This is a genomic window from Pseudomonas sp. BIGb0558, assembly GCF_024807515.1.
Lineage (GTDB): Bacteria > Pseudomonadota > Gammaproteobacteria > Pseudomonadales > Pseudomonadaceae > Aquipseudomonas > Aquipseudomonas yamanorum_A.
The window spans coordinates 1-14,466 of the sequence record NZ_JANUEW010000047.1 but is presented as its reverse complement, the minus strand read 5'-3'; the positions used below and the strand labels follow the sequence as shown (position 1 = coordinate 14,466).

14 protein-coding genes are annotated in these 14,466 nt (G+C 60.8%); 6 read left to right on the top strand and 8 right to left on the bottom strand.

What is annotated here, in order from left to right; all coding sequences use genetic code 11:
- Positions 1-69: 69 nt before the first annotated feature.
- Complete coding sequence (locus M2400_RS30075; protein WP_177041494.1) at positions 70-999, top strand: LysR family transcriptional regulator; 930 nt, start codon at positions 70-72, stop codon at positions 997-999.
- 137 nt (positions 1,000-1,136) lie between these two features.
- Positions 1,137-1,829 carry a helix-turn-helix transcriptional regulator gene (locus M2400_RS30070; RefSeq protein ID WP_177076288.1) on the top strand — a complete coding sequence of 231 codons (693 nt, stop codon included), beginning with the start codon at positions 1,137-1,139 and terminating at the stop codon, positions 1,827-1,829.
- Here M2400_RS30070 and M2400_RS30065 read toward each other — a convergent pair.
- Complete coding sequence (locus M2400_RS30065; RefSeq protein ID WP_259201069.1) at positions 1,826-2,779, bottom strand: adenosine deaminase; 954 nt, start codon at positions 2,777-2,779, stop codon at positions 1,826-1,828. The two genes, M2400_RS30070 and M2400_RS30065, sit on opposite strands and share 4 nt — an antisense overlap.
- Positions 2,780-2,973: 194 nt before the next feature.
- Between M2400_RS30065 and M2400_RS30060 the strand changes: the two genes are divergently transcribed.
- The gene (locus M2400_RS30060) at positions 2,974-4,062 is read left to right on the top strand and encodes a calcium:proton antiporter (RefSeq protein WP_177076290.1); all 1,089 of its coding nucleotides are present in this window, start codon (positions 2,974-2,976) and stop codon (positions 4,060-4,062) included.
- 123 nt (positions 4,063-4,185) lie between these two features.
- Here M2400_RS30060 and M2400_RS30055 read toward each other — a convergent pair whose 3' ends face one another.
- The 3 genes from M2400_RS30055 to M2400_RS30045 form a co-directional block, all read right to left on the bottom strand.
- Entirely contained in the window at positions 4,186-5,544 is a 1,359-nt protein-coding gene (locus M2400_RS30055; RefSeq protein ID WP_177076292.1) for an 8-oxoguanine deaminase, read from the bottom strand.
- Between the two features lie 146 nt (positions 5,545-5,690).
- On the bottom strand, positions 5,691-6,377 hold the full coding sequence (locus tag M2400_RS30050) for an SDR family oxidoreductase (protein WP_177041503.1): 687 nt from the start codon (positions 6,375-6,377) through the stop codon (positions 5,691-5,693).
- A 26-nt stretch (positions 6,378-6,403) separates the two neighbouring features.
- A complete protein-coding gene (locus M2400_RS30045; RefSeq protein WP_259201071.1) occupies positions 6,404-6,754 on the bottom strand; it encodes a MerR family transcriptional regulator in 351 nt (116 codons plus the stop codon).
- Between the two features lie 83 nt (positions 6,755-6,837).
- Here M2400_RS30045 and M2400_RS30040 point away from each other — a divergent pair, with 83 nt between their 5' ends.
- Positions 6,838-7,230: a hypothetical protein gene (locus M2400_RS30040; protein ID WP_177041506.1), complete on the top strand. Its 393-nt coding sequence runs from the start codon at positions 6,838-6,840 to the stop codon at positions 7,228-7,230.
- 302 nt (positions 7,231-7,532) lie between these two features.
- Here the strand turns inward: M2400_RS30040 and M2400_RS30035 are convergent, their stop codons facing one another.
- From M2400_RS30035 to M2400_RS30020, 4 genes are all read right to left on the bottom strand, one after another.
- On the bottom strand, positions 7,533-8,114 hold the full coding sequence (locus M2400_RS30035; protein WP_259201073.1) for a YigZ family protein: 582 nt from the start codon (positions 8,112-8,114) through the stop codon (positions 7,533-7,535).
- A 12-nt stretch (positions 8,115-8,126) separates the two neighbouring features.
- Positions 8,127-8,786: a TetR/AcrR family transcriptional regulator gene (locus M2400_RS30030; RefSeq protein WP_003211175.1), complete on the bottom strand. Its 660-nt coding sequence runs from the start codon at positions 8,784-8,786 to the stop codon at positions 8,127-8,129.
- 87 nt (positions 8,787-8,873) lie between these two features.
- A complete protein-coding gene (locus M2400_RS30025) occupies positions 8,874-10,268 on the bottom strand; it encodes a uracil-xanthine permease family protein (RefSeq protein WP_177041541.1) in 1,395 nt (464 codons plus the stop codon).
- 87 nt (positions 10,269-10,355) lie between these two features.
- Positions 10,356-11,276 (bottom strand): LysR family transcriptional regulator, encoded by a 921-nt coding sequence (locus M2400_RS30020; protein ID WP_010174131.1) that lies wholly within the window; start codon positions 11,274-11,276, stop codon positions 10,356-10,358.
- Between the two features lie 126 nt (positions 11,277-11,402).
- Here M2400_RS30020 and M2400_RS30015 point away from each other — a divergent pair, with 126 nt between their 5' ends.
- Positions 11,403-12,752 (top strand): aspartate aminotransferase family protein, encoded by a 1,350-nt coding sequence (locus M2400_RS30015; protein WP_010174133.1) that lies wholly within the window; start codon positions 11,403-11,405, stop codon positions 12,750-12,752.
- A gap of 39 nt (positions 12,753-12,791) precedes the next feature.
- On the top strand, positions 12,792-14,285 hold the full coding sequence (locus M2400_RS30010; protein ID WP_177041508.1) for a CoA-acylating methylmalonate-semialdehyde dehydrogenase: 1,494 nt from the start codon (positions 12,792-12,794) through the stop codon (positions 14,283-14,285).
- Positions 14,286-14,466 lie beyond the last annotated feature (181 nt).

The following is a 14,466-nucleotide window of genomic DNA, read 5'->3' as shown; positions in this document are numbered from 1 at the left end:
TTCTCTGGAAGATAAAACCCGCTAAAAGAGCAGTCTCTTTCAATGTTTTTTTGATAATGGACGGTCAGCGTGCTGCGTTTTGATGACTTGCAGTTGTTTGTGCGCGCGGCAGACCTGGGCAGCCTTTCGGCGGCGGCGCGGGTCATGGACATGTCGGCGGCGGTGGCCAGCGCGGCGTTGAAGCGCATCGAGCAGCAGTTGGGCACGCGTTTGCTGGCGCGCTCCACCCGCAGCCTGCGCCTGACGGCCGAGGGCGAAGGCTTTCTGGAGTACGCCCGCGCGGCCTTGAGTAGCCTGGATGAAGGCCGGCGTTTATTGGCCTGCGGCCAGGATCAGGTCGGCGGGGTATTGCAACTGTCGGCACCGTCGGACTTTGGGCGCAACCAGTTGTTGCCCTGGCTCGATGAGTTCCAGCGCGAGTACCCCCAGTTGAGCGTGCGCCTGCTGCTGGGTGACCGGATTGCCGACCTGTTCCGCCAGCCCGTAGACATCGCCCTGCGTTATGGCGAACCGGAAGATTCCAGCCTGATCGCACTGCCCATCGCCCCGGACAATTACCGCGTGCTGTGCGCTGCTCCCAGCTATCTGGCGCGGCATGGCGAACCCCGTCATCTGGAGCAACTGACCCAGCACAATTGCCTGCTGTATATGCTCGGCAGCCGGGTGCACGACCATTGGAGTTTCAGCGACGGCAAGCGCGACGTCGGCCTGACGGTGACCGGCGACCGCTTCAGTGACGACGCCGATGTGGTGCGGCGCTGGGCCGTGGCCGGGGTGGGTATCGCCTACAAGTCCTGGCTGGATGTGAGCTCCGATGTGCTGGCCGGGCGCCTGCGCCTGGTCCTGCCGGAGCTGCGGGGCGAGCGCACGCCGCTTAACCTGTTGTGCGCCCATCGTGCGCAACTGAGCAAGCCGATCAATCTTCTGCGGGAAATGCTCGTTGCCCGCTGTGCGACATTGACCGCGCAGTTGCCGGCGCAGTCGGCCTTTACGCCCTAACCCCGGGGATATAAGGAAATTTCCTTCAGCTCCTGTCCTTGGTTGCTCTGTAAGACGGCACGGAACCCGGCGTTTTCACGCTTATACTTTTGCGCCAACCGCAGCAGACGAATGCTTCACAGGGAGTGAATGAGCACATGGAACAGGCACCTTGCATCAGTCAGATCGCCACCTTGCTGGCCGACCCGAAACGTACCGCGATGGTGTGGGCGTTGATGGACGGCTCGGCCAAACCCTCCGATGAATTGGCTGTGCTTGCGGGATTGTCAGCGGCGTCGGCCAATGCCCATCTTGCTCGATTGACGGCCGGCGGGTTGCTGCGGGTCGAAGCCCGTAGCGGCAGACGCTTCTTTCGGGTGGCCGCCGCCGATGTGGGGGCCGCCGTGGATGCCCTGGCCTGCACCACCATGGCCAGCGTCGCCCGCAGCACGCCCACTCATTCGCAGTCACTGATTGCGCCTGCCGCTTTACGACGGGCGAGGCTGTGCCAAGGGCATTTGGGTGGAGAGCTGGCAGCAGGCGTGTATCAACGGATGATGGCGGCGGGGTGGGTAGAACGCGCGGAGCAGCGTCTTGACGTGACGCCTTACGGAGCACGCAAACTCGCAGGGCTGGGGATTTTCACCCAGGCACTGGCTCAGCCGATCGTGTGCGATTGCTTGGATTGGAGCGAGCAGCAGCCGCACCTGGGCGGTGCGTTGGGGGCCGCGCTGTTGCAGCTGTGCATGCAGTCGGGTTGGGTCAGTGTGATCAATGAGTCCCAGGCGTTACAGGTCAGCGAAGCCGGGCAACTGGAGATTGCCCGGCTCGCCACATCGGTCGGGCGTTAAGGCTTGACCAACCGCGCATCCAGGCTGTTTTGCGCCAGGCGTTTGGCCTGGTCCTGGGTCATGCCCAGGGAGGTGTACAGCGCATGGAAGTTCTCGGTGACATAGCCGCCGAAGTAAGCCGGGTCGTCCGAGTTCACCGTCACCTTCACCCCACGCTCAAGCATGTCGAGGATGTTGTGCTGGGACATGTCGTCGAACACGCACAGTTTGGTGTTGGACAGCGGGCACACCGTCAGCGGGATTTGCTCGTCGATGATTCGCTGCATCAAGCGCTCGTCTTCAATGGCGCGTACGCCATGGTCGATACGCTGGATCTTCAGCAGGTCGATGGCTTCCCAGATGTATTCCGGCGGGCCTTCTTCACCGGCGTGGGCTACGGTCAGGAAGCCTTCGTGACGGGCACGGTCGAACACACGCTGGAACTTGCTCGGCGGGTGGCCCATTTCCGAACTGTCCAGGCCCACGGCCACAAACGCGTCACGGAATGGCAGCGCCTGGTCGAGGGTTTTCTCGGCTTCTGCTTCGCTCAAGTGACGCAGGAAACTCAAGATCAAACCGCTGGTGATACCCAGTTGCTGCTCGCCGTCTTTCAATGCGGCGGCGATACCGTTGAGCACTACTTCAAAGGGCACGCCGCGGTCGGTGTGGGTCTGCGGGTCGAAGAACGGTTCGGTGTGGATCACGTTCTGCGCCTTGCAGCGCAGCAGGTAGGCCCAGGTCAGGTCGTAGAAGTCCTGGGAGGTGCGCAGTACGTCGGCACCCTTGTAGTACAGGTCGAGAAACTCTTGCAGGTTGTTGAAGGCGTAGGCCTTGCGCAGGGATTCGACGTCGTTCCACGGCAGCGCGATCTTGTTGCGTTCAGCCAGGGCGAACAGCAGCTCAGGCTCCAGCGAGCCTTCCAGGTGCAGGTGCAATTCAGCCTTGGGCAGGGCGTTGAGCCAATCGTACATTTATAAATTCTCATCAGGTGCAATGGCGGCATTCTACAGGCGCACGCCGAAATAATCGGCAAAACCTGACCAAGCGGTGAGTATCCCTTGGCGTCGTGCAAGCGGTGCGTGAACTAAGGTGTAACGAAACGTTAGCGGCGTGGTGCAGTCTGTACCCCATCAATAACGGATTAGCCGCGTTTAAAAGGCCTGCAATGCTCACATCAATCAAGCAAGAAAAATTCATGCTGCTGGCGCTGATCGCCGCCATCGCTGCCTACCCGCTGGAGCATTGGATGCTGCACAGCGGGCAGATGGTGGCGCTGCTCGGCGGCGTGGCGCTGATCGGCTTTATCGTCGTGGCCTCGATGCGCGTAGCCCATCACGCCGAGCAACTGGCGGAAAAGGTCGGCGACCCCTACGGCACCATGATCCTGACCCTCGCCGCCGTGCTGGTGGAAGTGGTGATTTTGGCGATCATGATGAGCAACGAGCCGTCGCCGACCCTGGTGCGCGACACCATCTACTCGGCGGTGATGCTCGACATCAACGGCATCCTCGGCCTGGCGGCGCTGATGGGCGGGATCAAGCACGGCGAACAGTCCTACAATGACGATTCGGCGCGGACCTACAGCGTGATGATCCTGACCGCCATGGGTGTGTCGATGGTGGTGCCGGAATTTATCCCCGAGGCCGATTGGAAAATTTACTCGGCCTTCACCATCGGCGCGATGGTGGTGCTGTACACCCTGTTTCTGCGAATGCAGGTGGGGCCCCACAGTTATTTCTTCAGCTACAGCTACCCGGAAAAACGTCGCAAGAAACAGCCGGAAGAAGAGTCGCCGCCGATCAACCTGGCGTTTTCCATCGGGACCCTGGTATTTGGCGTGATCGTGATTGGCGCGTTGGCCGAGGTGATGTCCAAGACCCTCGACCTGGGCCTGGAAGGCACGGGCGCTCCGCCGGTGATCACGGCAATTGTCGTGGCCGCAATTTCCGCCGCGCCGGAGATTTTGACCGCGTTGCGCGCAGCCCTCGCCAACCGCATGCAGTCGGTGGTGAACATCGCGCTGGGTGCGTCACTGTCGACGGTGATTTTGACGGTGCCGGTGATGGAGGCCATGGCCTTGTACACCGGCCAGCCGTTCCAGATGGCGATGACGCCGGTGCAGACCGTGATGGTATTTATCACGCTGATTGTCAGCGCGATCAACCTCAACGATGGCGAAACCAACGCCATCGAAGGGATGACCCATTTTGTGTTGTTTGCGACGTTTATCATGCTGTCGCTATTGGGGTTGTAACAGACACCGAGGAGCCAATGTGGGAGCTGGCTTGCCTGCGATAGCATCACCTCGGTGCAACTGAACGACCGAGGTGCCTGCATCGCGGGCAAGCCCGGCTCCCACATTTGATCTGTGTTTGGCTCAGATCCCGCTGATCAGCGCTCGCGCCGCCTGGCTGTGATCGGCAATCAAGCCCTTCAGATCCAGGCCTTCGACCTGCCCGTCGATCACCCGCCATTTCCCGCCCACCATCACCCGATCCGCTCGGTCGGCGCCGCACAGCAGCAGCGCCGATATCGGGTCGTGGCTGCCGGAGAAGCGCAGCTCATCCAGTTTGAACAACGCCAGGTCGGCCTGTTTGCCTACGGCCAGTTCACCGATATCGCTACGGCCAATTAACTGCGCCGAACCTTTTGTTGCCCAACCCAACACCAGTTCCGGGGTGATCTTCTCTGCCCCGTAACGCAGGCGTTGGATGTACAACGCCTGGCGCGTTTCCAGGATCATGTTCGACGCATCATTGGATGCCGAGCCGTCCACCCCCAGGCCAATCGGCGCGCCGGCCGCGAGCAGGTCGAGGGTCGGGCATATGCCGGAAGCCAGGCGCATGTTGGAGCTCGGGCAATGGCAGATCCCGGTTCCGGCGGCGCCGAGGCGGGCGATTTCTTCCGGGTTGAAGTGAATGCCGTGGGCCAGCCAGGTGCGCGGGCCCAGCCAGCCGACGCTGTCGAGGTAGTCCACGGTGCGCAGGCCGAAGCGCTGCAGGCAGAAGTCTTCTTCGTCGAGGGTTTCCGCCAGGTGGGTGTGCAGGCGCACGTCGAGGTGGTTGGCCAGTTCGGCGCTGGCTTCCATGATTTCCGGGGTCACGGAAAACGGCGAGCAGGGCGCCAGGGCGATCTGGATTTGCGCGCCGTCGCCGCGTTCGTGGTACTGGCGGATCAGGCGGCGACTGTCTTCCAGGATCACTTCGCCCTGTTGCACGGTTTGCTGGGGTGGCAGCCCGCCGTCGGCTTCGCCCAGGCTCATGGAGCCGCGGGTGAGCATGGCGCGCATGCCCAGTTCGCGCACGCTGTCGACTTGCACGTCGATCGCCTGTTCCAGGCCGTCGGGGAACAGGTAGTGGTGGTCTGCCGCGGTGGTGCAGCCCGAGAGCAGCAATTCAGCGAGGGCGACTTTGGACGCGAGGGCGAGCTTTTCCGGGGTGAGCCGGGCCCAGACCGGGTACAGGGTTTTCAGCCAGGGAAACAGCGGCTGGTTAACCACCGGTGCCCAGGCGCGGGTCAGGGTTTGGTAGAAGTGATGGTGGGTGTTGATCAGCCCCGGAAGCACCACATGCTCGCGAGCATCGAACACTTGTCCACAGGGCACGGCGGGTTCACGTCCCCAGCCCAGCACTTCGACGATGACACCGTCTTGCAGCACCAGGCCGCCACGGGCGTCGAGGCCATTGGCAGTGAAAATCGCGAGGGGGTTTTTTAACCAGATACGGGTCGCAGGCATTGGCCGGCTCCTCTGAATGATGGGTTCAGGTTTGCCAGCTCAGTGTTGCCCTGTCTGCTGATCCAGGGTCGCCGGGAAGGGCGAGGTGCGCAGTTTACGTGTGGATCGTTATCGACGGCAATCGGCCGATAACGATCGCGATTTTTTTACCAGGCGATGGTGTCGCCCTTGTAGTCCACAAAGTGATGGCCGCCCTTGCCACTGTAGGCATTTACCTGGTCGAGCAGGCCGCGCACGCTGGTGGCCACGTCGATGTGCGCGTTTTCGCCGCCCATGTCGGTTTTCACCCAGCCTGGGTGCAGCGACAGCACGGTGAGTTTCTGATCGCCCAACTGGGTGACGAAACTGTTGGTCATGGAGTTGAGGGCGGCCTTGCTGGCTTTGTACAGGGCCAGGTCCGAGCCGTCGGGGATGGTGACGCTGCCCAGGATCGAACTCATGAAGGCCAGTACGCCGGTGTCGGGGCGCAGCTGCCCGACAAAACGCTGGGCCAGGTTGATTGGCGCCACGGCATTGGTGAAAAACAGTTGGCCGACTTCCGCCTGGGTGGCGTGGCCCGGTTCCTGATTGGCCGGGCCTTTGACGCCGGCGTTGACGAACAGCAGGTCGAAGGTTTTTGCCTTGAGACGCTGGTTCAGGGCGATCACTGCCTGCTGGTCATCCATGTCGAGCTTTTCGATCTGCACCGGGCCCAGGGCCTTCAAGGCATCGGCTTTTTGCGGGTCGCGCACGGTGGCTGTCACGTCCCAGCCGTCTGCCAGCAGTTGCTTGACCAGGCCAAGGCCCAGGCCCCGGGAGGCGCCGATAATCAGTGCGGTTTTTGAAGTAGACATGAATGGCTTCCTTTGACGGTGGAGGTTCACGGGTTCAGTGGACAACGCTGGCCGAGTCTTTGCTGCAACTCCTGGCGCAGTTGGTCGAGTTCGGTGATGCGGGTTTCGATCAGGTTGAGCTTGTCTTGCAGCAGTTGGGTGACGGCGCTGTCGGGGTCTGGAGCTTGCCATAATGCGCCGACGCTGTTGCCGATTTCGCTGAGGCTGAAGCCCAGGCGCTGGGCGGTCTTGATGTACAGCACCAGTTGCACCATGTCGGCGGGATAGTCGCGGTAACCGTTGGTGCTGCGTTGTGAGGCAATCAAGCCGCGTTGCTCGTAGAAGCGCAGGGTGTCGCGGCTGACCTGGCTGGCCTGGGCTAATTCGCCGATACGCATGTAGAGGGCTCGAGAGGGCTTGACCTTGGAGCATACTCCAGGCTTTACCTTGCTGGCTTCTTGAATTGAAGGAGCTTGCTCTCATGTGGACTGCCCACCAATACCGTCGACTGGTCAGGGCCAGCGGCTGGTATGACCTGATTGTCACCGCGGCGCTGGTTACCCCCTGGACTTTTGTTTTGCTGCATAACGCCCTGGTGGCGTTGAACCTGCCGGGCGAGCTGCCGCCGTTCGCGCCTGTGCATATGTTGATGGCCAACCTGATGGGCTCGATTGTCTGTGTGTGGTCGGTGCTGCGAATCCGCGATCCTCAAGCGATTTTTGGTCGCTATGACGCGGCTGGCCGGGTGCTGTTTGCGACCTGGCAGATTTACGCGCTGGCCCATGGCGCAAGTACGGTGTTGGTGATCGTCGTGGTGTTTGAAGTGCTGTGGGCGGTGGCGCAGTTGATACCGGTACGTCGGACCGAAAATTGATCAAAAAACGCTCAATTGTGCCGGGGCGTTGCGGGCTCTGACGCCGGGTCACTCTTGCACGGGTTATCCACAGGTTGCTCCACAGTAATTGTGCGCAAGCGTGATCGGTGGATATAAGCGCTGAGGCCCTTTGTTCTAAAGGACATAACCCGCCTAACTGACTGTTTTTGAGCCGGATTAATACTTTAGTGTGGTCGCCTGAGCAAAAACTGAACAACCGCCTGAAACCCTTGTGACAGAAGGGTTACAGGCGAGTGTGCTCAGGTTATCCACAGGCAGGTGCACAGCAGATGTGGGCAGTTTCAGCGCGCTAGCAGAATGCGTCCGCGGCTCAGGTCGGCCAGCTGGCTTTGCAAGGTGTCGATATGGGCTTCGCCCAGGGCCAGTTGCAGGTCGACGCCATTGGCGGTGAAGGTTTCTTCCACCACCAGCCCGCCCAGCTCGGCTACCCGCAATTTCACCAGAGCAAGCTCGGCAAAACCACAGGAGCAGCTCAGCGGCACGCGTTTGATCAGCTCGACGCGTTCGGCGGCTTGCAGGCATTTGTTGGCGCCGCCGCCATAGGCGCGGGCCAGGCCGCCGGTGCCCAGCTGGATGCCGCCGTACCAGCGGATCACCAGCACCACGACCTGGTCGCAATCCTGCGCTTCGATCGCGGCCAGGATCGGTCGCCCGGCCGTGCCGCCGGGTTCGCCGTCATCGTTGCTGCGGTATTGATCGCCGAGTTTCCAGGCCCAGCAGTTGTGCGTGGCGTTCAGGTCGCTGTGCTGGTCGATGAAGGCCTGGGCGTCCTGGGAGCTGGCAATGGGGGCGGCGAGGGTGATGAAGCGGCTTTTGCGAATTTCTTCGCGAAACTCGCAAAGGCCGGTAAGCGTGAAAGGCATGGGTGACTTCGTTTAGAGGGCGGGCTTGATGCCGCAGCCTTTGAGGATGATGTGGATAAGGTTGGTGCCGGCGTCTTCCATGTCTTGCTTGGTCAGCTTGGTGCGCCCGGTCACACGGCAGATCTGCGTGGCAAAGTCGGCGTAGTGCTGGGTGCTGCCCCACAGCAGGAAGATCAGGTGCACGGGGTCGATGGGGTCCATCTTGCCCGCGTCGATCCAGGCCTGGAACACCGCCGCACGGCCGCTGAACCAGGCACGGTAATCCTGGCTGAAATACTCGGTCAGGCATTCACCGCCGCTGATGATCTCCATCGCGAAGATCCGCGAGGCTTGTGGCTGGCGCCGGGAGAACTCCATCTTGGTGCGGATGTAGCGGGTCAGGGCGGCGGCCGGGTCATCCTCGGCGGTCAGCGTGTTGAAGGTGCTGTCCCACAGTTCGAGGATGTTGCTGAGCACGGCAATGTAAAGCCCCAGCTTGTTGGTGAAGTAGTAGTGCAAGTTGGCTTTCGGCAACCCGGCACTCGCCGCGATGGTGTTCATGCTGGTGCCTTTGTAGCCATGACGGGCGAACTCGTCTTCGGCGGCCTGCAGGATCGCTTGTTCGTTCTTTTGCCGAATGCGGCTTGCAGGCTTTCCGGCGTGGTTGCTGTGGGCAGGAACTTCGAGGCTCATGGAGGTTTCCGTGCAGATCGATGAATACGACGTGTGCACAGATAACCCACCCTCAAGCCCCAGACAAGTCCCGATACGATAAAACCCTCAAAGCGGCTCCAGAGTGTCGCTTTCCAGAGGCTGGTTTGCGGCATCGGTGGTGGCCTTGGGTTCAGGCAGCAACAGGCACAACACAATGGCGGTCAGGCCGCCGCTGGTGATGGCCGAGTCAAACAGGTTCTGCACCAGGGTTGGCATCAGGTGCAGCAGGTTTGGCTGGGCGGCGATCCCCAGGCCCACGCCGAACGAGGTGGCGATGATCAACATGCTGCGTCGATCCAGCGGGGCCTGGGCGAGGATGCGCACGCCGGCGGCGGCCACGCTGCCGAACATCACCAGGGTTGCGCCGCCCAGTACAGGTTTGGGGATTTGTTGCAGCACCGCGCCAATCAGCGGAAACAGCCCGAGACAAAACAGCACCACGCCGATGTACAGGCCGACGTAGCGACTGGCGACGCCGGTCAGTTGGATCACACCGTTGTTCTGGGCAAAGGTGGTATTGGGAAAGGCGCTGAAGGTGGCGGCGATCATGCAACTGATGCCATCTCCCAGCACACCTCCCTTGAGCCGGCTTATATAGGAAGGGCCGCTGATGGGCTGGCGGGCGATCATGCAATTGGCGGTGAGGTCGCCGACGGTTTCGATGGTGCTGATCAGATAAATCAGCGCCACCGGCAGGAAAGCCGTCCAGTCGAAGTTGAAACCGAAGCGGAACGGTGTAGGCAGGCTGATCAACGGCAAGTCCGGCAGGGCCTGGGGCACCAGTTTTCCGCTGAACCAGGCAGCGAGGCTGCCCAATGCCAGGCCGATGATGATGGCGGATAGACGTACCCACGGGGTGTTCGAACGGTTGAGCAGGATGATCGTCAGTACCACGAACAGGCCGAGTGCCAGGTTGGTCGGGGCGCCAAAGTCCGGGGCGTTGAAGCCGCCGCCCAGGTCGGTGATGCCGACTTTGATCAGGCTGATGCCAATCAAGGTGATGACGATGCCGGTCACCAGCGGTGTGATGACCCTTTTGAGCTGACCGATGAAGCGGCTCAACACCACTTGCACCGCCGCGCCGAAGAAGCAAATGCCGAAAATCATCGCCAGGATGTCTTCCGGGCTGCCGCCGCGTTGCTTGACCAGAAACCCTGCCGACAATACGGCGCCGAGAAACGCGAAGCTGGTGCCTTGCAGGCAGATCATCCCGGCGCCGATGCCAAACGGCCTACGGGCCTGGATGAAGGTACCGACACCGGAAACCATCAATGCCATGCTGATCAGGTAGGGCAGGTGAGCGGTCAGGCCCAGGGTGGAACCGATGATCAGCGGCGGAGTGATGATGCCGACAAAGGCGGCCAACACATGCTGCAACGCAGCGAGCAAAGCGGGCAATGGTTTTGGGCGGTCGTTAAGGCCGTAGATCAGGTCGCTGGGGCTGGAGGATTCTGGCGGCATGGCGTGGGAACTCATGGCTGTTGGTTCTAGGTCCCCATGCCTTGCAAAAAGCTGTCCAGTTGCTCAGGTTTTTCTTTAGGGCCCGTCCTAGCGCGTTGCGGCCAGACTTTCGAGAAAGCTTTCCAGCACCAAATGAGGGCGACGGCCCTTGCGCGTGACCGAAGCGAGGCTCAAATCGTAAAAACGTGTGGCCGGTTTCAGCGCACGCAGTCGGCCTTGTTGCACCCACAGGCTGGCGTAGTGATCGGGCAGGTAGCCGATGTAGCGGCCGGTGAGGATCAGGAACGCCATGCCCTCACGGTCCGAGGCGCTGGCGGTGCAGTTGAGCGCCTGGTAGTGAGCCTGGATATCGGCGGGCAGGCGGAAGGTCGGGGCGATGGCGTCCTGGCTGTTGATGCGTTCGTCGTCCAGTTGCTTGTCGTCGGCATAAAACAGCGGGTGGCCAACCGCGCAATAGAGCAGCGAGCGTTCGCTGTACAGCGGCTGGTATTCAAGGCCCGACAAGGCGCTGGCCTGGGGGACGACGCCCACATGCAGGCGACCGTCGAGCACACCTTGTTCCACTTCATTGGGCGCGATCATGCGGATCTGGATCTGCACGTCCGGGCCGCGCTCCTTCAACTGTGCCAAGGCGTGGGTGATGCGCATGTGGGGCAGGGTGACCAGGTTGTCGGTCAGGCCGATGATCAGTTCGCCGCGCAGGTGCTGGTGCAGGCCGTTGACCTCGGTGCGGAAACTTTCCAGGGCGCTGAGTAATTGCAACGCGGACTGATACACCTCGCGTCCTTCCTCGGTCAGGGAAAAACCCGCACGCCCGCGTTGGCAGAGGCGTAGGCCCAGGCGCTGCTCCAGATCACTCATCTGCTGGCTGATGGCCGAGCGCCCAATCCCCAATACGGTTTCCGCCGCCGAGAAGCCGCCACACTCCACCACGCTGCGAAAGATGCGCAATAGGCGGATATCGAAGTCGCTGACTTGGGCGAGTGGGTCGGGTCGACGGCTGCTCATAGTTTAGTGAAGGCCTGACTGAAGGTTAGAAGAGTTGGATTTCACCGACTTTATCCCCGTGGCAATTTAGCTGCAACAACGCTTTTCAAATCCCTACGCTGCCTTTTGCCTTGCGAGGTTTTGCTCATGAACATGCCCGAAAACGCTCCGTCCACCCTGGCCAGCCAACTGAAGCTGGACGCGCACTGGATGCCGTACACCGCCAACCGTAACTTCCATCGTGACCCGCGCCTGATCGTGGCGGCCGAAGGCAGCTGGTTGACCGATGACAAGGGGCGCAAGGTGTATGACTCGCTGTCGGGTCTGTGGACTTGCGGCGCCGGGCACACTCGCAAGGAAATCCAGGAAGCGGTCGCCAAGCAACTGGGCACGTTGGACTACTCGCCGGGCTTCCAATACGGTCATCCATTGTCGTTCCAACTGGCAGAAAAGATTACCGACCTGACTCCGGGCAACCTGAACCACGTGTTCTTCACCGACTCGGGCTCCGAGTGCGCCGATACCGCGGTGAAGATGGTGCGTGCGTACTGGCGCCTCAAGGGTCAGGCGACCAAGACCAAGATGATTGGCCGTGCCCGTGGTTATCACGGTGTGAATATCGCCGGTACCAGCCTGGGCGGCGTTAACGGTAACCGTAAGATTTTTGGCCAGGGCCTGATGGATGTTGACCATCTGCCTCACACCCTGTTGGCGAGCAATGCCTTCTCCCGTGGCATGCCGGAGCTGGGCGGTATCGCCTTGGCGGACGAGCTGCTCAAGCTGATCGAACTGCACGATGCGTCGAACATCGCGGCGGTATTCGTTGAGCCGATGGCGGGTTCCGCTGGTGTGCTGGTGCCGCCGCAGGGTTACCTGAAGCGTCTGCGTGAGATCTGCGATCAACACAACATCCTGTTGGTGTTCGACGAAGTGATCACCGGCTTCGGTCGTACCGGCTCGATGTTTGGTGCCGACAGCTTCGGCGTGACCCCAGACCTGATGTGCATTGCCAAGCAAGTCACCAATGGCGCGATCCCGATGGGCGCGGTGATTGCCAGCACCGAGATTTATCAGACGTTCATGAACCAGGCGACGCCTGAGTACGCGGTGGAATTCCCGCACGGTTACACCTACTCGGCTCACCCGGTGGCCTGTGCGGCTGGCCTGGCGGCACTCGACCTGCTGCAGAAGGAAAACCTCGTGCAGAGCGTGGCCGAAGTCGCCCCGCATTTCGAGAATGCGCTGCACGGTTTGAAGGGCAGCAAGAACGTAATCGATATTCGTAACTATGGCCTGGCCGGTGCGATCCAGATTGCACCGCGTGATGGTGATGCGATCGTGCGTCCATTCGAGGCCGGCATGGCCTTGTGGAAAGCCGGTTTCTACGTGCGCTTTGGCGGCGACACCCTGCAATTCGGGCCAACCTTCAACAGCAAGCCGCAGGACCTGGATCGCTTGTTCGATGCGGTCGGCGAAGTGCTGAACAAGATCGACTGATTTCTCCTTCTATATAGAACAACTTTTCAGGAGCCCTGCATGAGCCTCATCCAGCATTTGATCAACGGCCAGATGGTGACCGAAAACGGTCGCACCGCGGACGTGTACAACCCGTCGACGGGCCAGGTGATTCACCAGGTGCCATTGGCCAGCCGTGAAACTATCCAAAGTGCTATCGACTCGGCCAAGGCGGCGTTCCCGGCGTGGCGCAACACGCCACCGGCCAAGCGTGCCCAGGTGATGTTTCGTTTCAAGCAATTGCTGGAACAGAACGAAGCGCGCATCTCCCAACTGATCAGCGAAGAGCATGGCAAGACACTGGAAGACGCGGCCGGTGAACTGAAACGCGGGATCGAGAACGTGGAGTACGCGTGTTCGGCACCGGAAATCCTCAAGGGCGAGTACAGCCGTAACGTCGGTCCGAACATCGACGCCTGGTCTGATTTCCAGCCGTTGGGTGTGGTGGCCGGCATCACGCCGTTCAACTTCCCGGCCATGGTGCCGTTGTGGATGTACCCGCTGGCGATCGTCTGCGGTAACTGCTTCATCCTCAAACCGTCGGAGCGTGATCCGAGTTCGACGCTGCTGATCGCGCAGCTGTTGCAGGAAGCTGGCTTGCCTAAAGGTGTGCTGAGTGTGGTGCACGGGGACAAAGGCGCTGTGGATGCACTGATCGAAGCGCCGGAAGTCAAAGCGTTGAGCTTCGTGGGTTCGACGCCGATTGCCGAGTACATCTATTCCGAAGCTACCAAGCGCGGCAAGCGTGTGCAGGCGTTGGGCGGGGCGAAGAACCATGCGGTGTTGATGCCGGATGCGGATCTGGATAACGCGGTCAGTGCCTTGATGGGCGCGGCCTATGGTTCGTGCGGTGAGCGTTGCATGGCGATTTCGGTTGCTGTGTGTGTCGGTGACCAGGTGGCTGATGCGTTGATCGCCAAGTTGGTGCCGCAGGTCAAGGCGCTGAAGATTGGTGCGGGCACTTCGTGCGGTTTGGATATGGGGCCGCTGGTGACTGGCCAGGCGCGGGATAAGGTCAGTGGCTATATAGAAGACGGCGTTTCTTCGGGCGCTGAGTTGGTAGTCGACGGTCGTGGCTTGAGTATTGCCGGGCATGAAGAGGGTTTCTTCCTGGGGGGCAGTCTGTTCGATCGCGTGACCCCGCAGATGCGTATCTATAAAGAAGAGATCTTTGGGCCAGTGTTGTGCGTGGTTCGGGTGAACAGCCTGGAAGCGGCCATGCAGTTGATCAACGATCACGAGTATGGCAACGGTACCTGCATCTTCACCCGTGATGGCGAGGCGGCGCGTCTGTTCTGTGACGAGATTGAAGTGGGCATGGTGGGCGTCAACGTACCGCTGCCGGTGCCGGTGGCGTATCACAGCTTTGGTGGCTGGAAGCGTTCGCTGTTTGGCGACTTGCATGCCTATGGGCCGGATGGTGTGCGTTTCTACACCCGTCGCAAGGCGATCACCCAGCGCTGGCCGCAACGGGCCAGCCATGAAGCGTCGCAGTTTGCCTTTCCAAGTTTGTAACTTGCAGGCGTAGAAGGCCGGCCCCTTGGGGCCGGCCTTTGCTTTTCCGGGGTTTTTTGACCGATATGACAGTATTGTGAAAAAAGGGGTTGACGGCAGATTCTGGAAGTCTATAATTCGCCCCACTTCCGGCGCAGTCGAAACGGAAAACTCCTTGGTAAACAAAGAGTTATGTAGGTTT